We start from the raw sequence: 6,760 nt of genomic DNA on the forward strand, positions 1-6,760 counted from the left end.
CGACGCCGGCGTTCTCACCGATACCGGCGAGCATCGCCTCGCGCATCTTGGCGGTGGTGGTCTCACCGAAGTAGCGCAGATGCACCTTGGAGGACTTGTAGGAGCAGTGTTCGCTCCACATCACCGAATACATCGCCAGCTCGGCGTCGGTGGGCCGACGGCCGAGGATCTCGCGGATCCGCTCGTACTCGTCGTCCTTGAGCCCCAGCTCGCGGTAGGGCTGGGGTTGGTCAGGCGTCGCTGCCGCCCGCTCGACAGTGTCTACCTCTTGGGTCAGCCCAGACGTCACCGAGACAGTCTAACGGCGCGGCCGGTCAGCCTCCGGCGACGCAGAACGCGTTGCCCTCGGGGTCGGCCAGCACCACCCAGTCGAATTCGGGCCCGAAGCTGTGCCGACCGGTTTCCCTGGCTCCCAGACCGACCAGGCGCGCCACCTCGGCCTCCTTGTCGGCGGTGTGGAAGTCCAGGTGCACCTTGTTCTTGCCCGGCGTCGGGTCCGGCACCCGCTGAAAGCCCAGGGCCGGGCGGCCCTCGCCGGTGACCATGACGAATTCGCCTGGCGCCACGGCGTTCACATCCCCGCCGGCAGCCTTGGCCCACCAGTCGGCGAGCCCATCGGGGTCGACACAATCGATGGTGATCATCTCGATGCCAAGTGCCATACGCCGACCCTAGATCAGGCGGGTGACAAAAACGCCTGCATCTGGTGTCTCGGACTACTGCGCGTGGCCGCGCAGCGCAGCGCTGCTCTCGAGGGCTGCGGCGACTGCCTCGAACTCCACGAGTGCGGCCGTCAGATCCTCGACGATCTCGCGGGCGATGATCTCCGGGGCGGGCAGGTTGTCCGCATCTTCGAGCGATTCATCACGCAACCAGGTCACGTCGAGGTTGACCTTGTCGCGAGCGACCAGCTCGTCGTAGCTGAACGGCTTCCACCGCTCGGATTCGACGCGTTCACCGCGGTAAGAGTCGACGAACTCGTCGAGGTGGTGCCGCCGCAGCGGATTCTGCTTGAGTGTGAAGTGCTGGTTGGTGCGCAGATCGTAGACCCACAACTTGCTGGTCCACGGCTGTTCGGAGGCGGGCTTCTTGTCGAAGAACAGGACGTTGGCCTTCACGCCCTGTGCGTAGAAGATGCCGGTGGGCAGGCGCAGCATCGTGTGCAGGTCGTAGTCGGCCAGTAGCTTCCGGCGCAGCGTCTCGCCGGCACCACCTTCGAAGAGCACGTTGTCTGGCAGCACCACAGCGGCGCGGCCGTTGATCTCCAGGATGGTCATGATGTGCTGCAGGAAATTGAGCTGCTTGTTACTGGTAGTGGTTGCGAAGTCCTGACGTTCGATCTCGACGTCATCGCGCGCTTCCCGCCCGTCCGCGCCCACCGTCGTCAGCGACGATTTCCGCCCGAACGGCGGGTTCGAGAGCACCACTGACCAGCGCTTCCCGGGGTCCGCGATCAGCGCATCACGAACCTCGATAAGCGACGGGCCGTCCGCTGTGCCGATGCCGTGAAGCAGCAGATTCATCGCCGCGAGCCGCGCAGTCCCATCGACAAGTTCATATCCGCCGACGAAGTTGTCCCGTAGGTGGGTCCGCTGCGTCGGGGTGAGCTTGCCCGCACCCTCGGCGACGTGTTCATGGGCGACGAGGAGAAAGCCGCCGGTACCGCAGGCGGGGTCGACCACGGTGTCGTCGATCGTCGGGTCGATGACATCGACGATGGCGCGGATCAGGTCGCGTGGGGTGAAGTACTGCCCTGCACCCGAGCCCTTGTCGGAGGCGCCCTTGGCCAGCAGCTCTTCGTACGCGTCGCCCTTGAGGTCGGTGCCGGTTGCCGACCAGTTCTCCTTGTCGATGAGGTCGACAATCAGTCGCTTGAGTTTGGCCGGGTCCTGGATTCTGTTCTGGGCTTTCCTGTAGATCGTGCCCAGCGTCCCCGGCTGCTGGGCGAGTCCGACGAGGATCTTGGTGTACTCGACTTCGAGAAGGGTCCCCTCGGCATCGAACAGTTTCTGCCAGGAGTACTCGTCGGGGACGATCTTCTGCGGGTTGAGCTTCCGGATGGCCCGCTCGTGCGCCATCTTGAGGAAGAGCAGGTAAGTGAGCTGCTCGGTGTACTCGATGACACCGACGCCATCATCGCGCAAGACATTGCAGTACGACCAGAGCTTGTCGACGAGTCGGCGAGAATCAGACATGAGTTCCTTGGTCAGTGTCGCAGTGTGAGGCCCGGGGCGTCCTGGAAGATACCGTCGCCGGCAAGCAACTCGATGTCTTTGGCGATAGCGCACGCGGCGATCCAGCGGTCACCCGTGTGAACCTTGTCGTGGAGGGCATGTCCCATTCGCATACATTCTGCGGTCAGTTTGGCGAAGGCCTCCACGACATCGGCGTCTGAATGGATCGTCGGCGACCTCGCCAAGATCTGAATGAGGCCATCAGTGCGACGCTGCCCCCACCCTGCACCATATGCACCCGCCAATATCTCAGCGTGAGTTTGGAATGACACCACCACACGGCGTCCGCCCAGGTACTCCTGCCATTCGGCCACCCTGGAGTCCATCGACGCACTGCGGACGTATAGCAAGCTAAAGACATCGCTGTCGACGAGTGTCACCCCATCGCGAGTCACGGACGCATTGCCCGTAGAAACGCATCGAACTCCTCATCGGTGAGGTCGAGGCCGCCCTCGATGTCTGGGCCGGGCGCGCTGGAAAGGATCTCTTCGATGGACACGACACGATGTCCCAGAAACTCTGCCCCTGGGTCATCCACCTGGTGCACACGCACGTCGCTGAGGATCACGACCCGTCCTGCCGGGTTCCGCGAGGCTTCGCCCTCTGCGACCACCCACTCACCGACAAGCTTGGCGGCCGCACGGTCGTCTTCTACGCGCCTCAGCTCAACGGCGTTGCCGACGTCGTCCCTGAGCCGAAAATCGTGAGACTTCAGGTCCACTTTCTCCAGTCGCCCGGCGGCGGTGGCGGCACCGCCGGACTCCTGGCGCCTCGGCGCCCACGTGTCGAGACGGAGACCCTGCGGCGAGATTCCCACTGGATTCCGCGACGGCGAGGTTACGACCACCTGCCGCGCAGCGCCCCGAAGGGCGCTGACCAGTTTGGACGCCGACTCCGCGATCAGGTCGGTTGACCACGTAGGCCGCGTATCCGCGCCGATGGCATCCAGAAGCGCCCACAGTCGGTCGTCAGTCTCCGCCAGATCCGGCAGTTCGACGTCCAGCTTGTCGGTCGGCCCCTTCGTGAACTGCAACAAGGTGCTGCCTTTGGTGATGCCACTCAAACGCAGCTCGGCGAACTCTTCCACGAACTGTTTGGATCGTCCGGGCCCCGTCGCATGAACGGTGTCACGCGCGAGCCTGGTGACCAACTCCTGGAAGGCCGCGGCGATGCTCGTGAGGTCTTTGACCGCGATCTCCCCTTGCGGCGCAGCTCCGCCGTCAAGGCTCATCTCGATCCGTTTGATCATCCTCGTTCCCCCCTTTCCCGGCAGCAGGTCCGTCGCCTCCATTCTGCGCCCCGTCGCTGGGTGTCTCGTTCAATAATGACGACGGAGTCTGACAACGCGAACCAAATTGTCTCGGCGGTTTCCAGCTTGAAAGAGGTTCCACGTCCGAGAAGCAGCTGGGCGCCAGTTCGTTGGACCTCGTCGCGCTTCACAAATCAGCCAATGACCGCGTCTCCGACAGCGAGCGGCCTGCACAGTTGGCGATCTCGCCCGTGGTCACTTGGCCAGGCATGCCGTCGCCCAATATCAGCTTGATCTGCTTGCTGGTCATGCAGACACGCGGTCATCGGATAGTCCGCTCGTGCTGACGTCAGGCGGCCAGAAAACGCCGCCGCCAGGATTGTTCGACGCAGTTGTTCTCCGCGCGCCTGAGCCTGCTGCAGGCCTTGCGCAAGTCGGCGGCGAGTCGTGTCAATTTCCGCGAGCCTGCTCAGCCAGTCATCGCGGTATGGTTCCGGTGGGATCGGCACTTCAATCGAGCGCACCAATGAGAGATTCAGATTTGGTTGCACCCCGCCCGCAGCCATCCGTCGCATCGCGTTGTAGTTCGCATCAAGCACAAGGCGAATCCAGGGCTGAAGCCCTGGGTCATGAATCACCACTGCAGCGCATGCCTGATTCGTTGTCGCTGATATTCCGAGTTCGGCAACCGTTCCTCGGGTACGCCCCTCCCCGTACATCGCAACAAGAAGAGACCCCGGCGGAAGCAGCTTCAGATTTGTTTCTCGGAGGGCGAACTCGGTAACGAACTGCGACGCCTTCGCCACGATGCCTCGGTGAAGATCGCCGCTTGTGACCCATGGAATCGTCCCGTTCTCGTAGAAGGCCTTGTTCGCCTTCAAAGGCGTCGCGCCTGTCAAGACTTGTCCGAGTTCACCCAAAGGAACGACACGACTGCCGACTACATCTTGCGCATCCCGTACAGATACTGCGAGAAATGCCTCTCGCATGGCCGAAAGTCGTTTGACACTGCGCGCCACAGCAGCCTTAGCAGCCTCAAGGCGAGACAAACAATCGTCGAGAACGCACACGATATGGCGCTGCTCGTCAGACGGCGGTAAGGGCAGGACGATCCTCTTCAGCTTCGCGACACTGAGTGTGTGCAGCCCGCTGGTAGAACTGGCTACGCGCGACAGCTCGTCTCTCACAAGTGGGGAGTTCCAAACGTGGCCGAGAAACCGTGCGTCAAGAAGTGGCTTGGGGCGCACACGAATGAGATGGTTCTGATGGACTGCGTCAGCGATCGAGCCGTCCCAGACGGCCGCGCGCCCGATCTGACTCGCGCTGCCGTTCCCTTCGACGACCAGCAGGTCTCCCGCTTCCAAGCGATAGCGCTTGATCTCGTCACCGAAGAGTTCGATCGAATGGATCTCACGAAGGTTCAGCCCTGCAGCAGTCACATTGGCTACACGCAGGAACGGGTAGAAGTTCTCCTTCGGGGCGCGCTTAGGCTGCTTTTGTATTCCACCTTGGATCTCAGCAACTTCATCGAGTGCAACGACCGGCCAGCTCACGCCGTCAACACCACATTCAACTCATCGATCAACGCAGCCGCCCTCTCGCCCAAATCCCTTATCGCACCTTCGGTTCCACCGCGCTCGGCAAAAGGTACGCCGTCCAGATCCTCCACGCGGATGCCGACAGAGCTGGCGATCACCGCCACCATGCGATCCAACCACCAGCGCTCAGACTCGGTGAACGTGACCCCCGCCTGCTCCTGCTGGGAAAGCCAGGCGGCGTACTTCTCGAGAACCCGCTCACCGTAGGGAACGAGTTCGTCATCGACACCGGTGCTAAACCTGATCAGCGATACCAGGTCGGCCACCGTGTGCGTCGCACTCTGTCGTACTTTCGGAGGTTCCAAGGCCGAGTAGGCGTTCCAGATAATGTCGAGTGTCAAGTTCGTTGGCGGCCTTGAGATTCTAGTAGCCAATCCCTCGATGAAGGCAAAGTCGATGCGTCGTTCTCCTGCTTCGTACCCGAGCTGCAGCGCGGTTATCTCGTCACGGTGCTCATCGAGGTACGCCTGCCACGACTCCACGATCGACTTCGCCTTGCCGGTGTCGACCTGCCCACCGGCCTCGATCAACTGGTCACGGCTGACGTCATCGATCACGCGGTCATGCGCTGCCCGCAGCTCCAGGATCCTGTTGCGCAGCTCCGGGTTAGATGCCACCGGCATCAGCGCCGCTTCGACCGCCTCTGGGGTGGTGCTCGACGGCTCGACCGCGTCGACAAGGCTCTTGACGACGCCGCGCACAGACTGCCCCGCCACTTTGTCCAGTTCGGTGCGTTCGGCATCGGTCAGGTCGAGTTCCAGTTTGGCCAAACGTGAAGCCAGCGTCGCCGCCTCATCCTCGGTGATCGTGAGGTTCGCCGCCTTGTCGAGCAACTTCTTCAGCGCCACCGACTTCATCCGGTTCAGCGGGGGCTCGACAAAGTCGTGTTCGGTCACCCCGACCGCGTCGACGATCACGAAGCGCGTCTTGGTCTTTGCATCCGGTGTCACCGCCTGAAAGTCCGCGGGCGTGATCGTGCGTGCACCGCGCCCCTTCATCTGCTCGAAGTACTGCGCCGACCGGACGTCCCTCATGAAGAACACGCACTCAAGCGGCTTGACGTCGGTGCCCGTCGCGATCATGTCGACCGTGACCGCGATCCGCAGTGTCGGGCTCGTCCGCAACGCCTGCAGTTGTTCCTTGGCGTTGCGGGCGCTGTAGGTGATCTTGGCGGCGAAGTCGTTACCCTTGCCGAAAACCTCCCGCACCTGCTTGACGATCTCCTCGGCGTGGTTGTCATCCTTGGCGAAGATCAACGTCTTGGGTACCGTGTTGCGGCCGGGGAAGATCTCGGTGAACAGCCGGTCCCGGAACGCCGTCAGCACGGTGCGGATCTGGTCTGTGGCCGTGACCGCCCGGTCCAGTTGACCTGAGCTGTATTCCAGGTCTTCGTCGAGCGTTTCGAGCCGCTGGACTCGAGTGCGCCGGTCAACCTTCGGCACGATCGTCCCAGCCTCGATGTGCGAACCCTGCTCGGTGATCCCGGTACGGATGCGGTAGACATCGAAGTCGACGTTGACACCGTCGGCCACCGATTCCGGATATGTGTAGTCGGACACCAGGTTCTGCCGGAAGAAAGCGAACGTCTGCTTGCCCGGCGTGGCTGTCAGACCGACGACATGCGCATCGAAGTACTCGAGCACCCCGCGCCACACGCCATAGATGCTGCGGTGCGCCTC

General features: G+C 62.5%; 7 protein-coding genes. All 7 read right to left on the reverse strand.

The window, feature by feature from the left end; translation table 11 throughout:
* Positions 1–289 (reverse strand): phosphoribosylformylglycinamidine synthase-related protein (locus tag WA944_RS07260; RefSeq protein ID WP_526369296.1); only part of this gene is annotated, 289 nt, incomplete at its 3' end.
* A gap of 25 nt (positions 290–314) precedes the next feature.
* Positions 315–662, reverse strand: coding sequence for a VOC family protein (locus WA944_RS07265; protein ID WP_526369298.1), 348 nt, complete (start codon positions 660–662; stop codon positions 315–317).
* Positions 663–716: 54 nt separating this feature from the next.
* The gene (locus WA944_RS07270) at positions 717–2,195 is read right to left on the reverse strand and encodes an HsdM family class I SAM-dependent methyltransferase (protein ID WP_526369300.1); all 1,479 of its coding nucleotides are present in this window, start codon (positions 2,193–2,195) and stop codon (positions 717–719) included.
* Positions 2,196–2,206: 11 nt separating this feature from the next.
* On the reverse strand, positions 2,207–2,614 hold the full coding sequence (locus WA944_RS07275) for a PIN domain-containing protein (RefSeq protein WP_526369302.1): 408 nt from the start codon (positions 2,612–2,614) through the stop codon (positions 2,207–2,209).
* Between the two features lie 11 nt (positions 2,615–2,625).
* The gene (locus WA944_RS07280; RefSeq protein ID WP_526369304.1) at positions 2,626–3,483 is read right to left on the reverse strand and encodes a hypothetical protein; all 858 of its coding nucleotides are present in this window, start codon (positions 3,481–3,483) and stop codon (positions 2,626–2,628) included.
* A gap of 194 nt (positions 3,484–3,677) precedes the next feature.
* Positions 3,678–5,036, reverse strand: a complete 1,359-nt coding sequence (locus WA944_RS07285) for a restriction endonuclease subunit S (RefSeq protein WP_526646662.1) — start codon at positions 5,034–5,036, stop codon at positions 3,678–3,680.
* On the reverse strand, positions 5,033–6,760 hold a 1,728-nt coding region (locus WA944_RS07290; protein ID WP_526646664.1), incomplete at its 5' end, for a type I restriction-modification enzyme R subunit C-terminal domain-containing protein. The genes WA944_RS07285 and WA944_RS07290, both read right to left, overlap by 4 nt.

The sequence above is a fragment of the Mycobacterium sp. genome (assembly GCF_049683355.1).
In the GTDB taxonomy this organism is placed as follows: Bacteria; Actinomycetota; Actinomycetes; order Mycobacteriales; family Mycobacteriaceae; genus Mycobacterium.

Excerpts from the sequence above, each read along its gene's own strand:
- WA944_RS07265 (WP_526369298.1), bottom strand. The coding sequence starts at position 662 with ATGGCACTTGGCATCGAGATGATCACCATCGATTGTGTCGACCCCGAT.
- WA944_RS07270 (WP_526369300.1), bottom strand. The coding sequence starts at position 2,195 with ATGTCTGATTCTCGCCGACTCGTCGACAAGCTCTGGTCGTACTGCAAT.
- WA944_RS07280 (WP_526369304.1), bottom strand. The coding sequence starts at position 3,483 with ATGATCAAACGGATCGAGATGAGCCTTGACGGCGGAGCTGCGCCGCAA.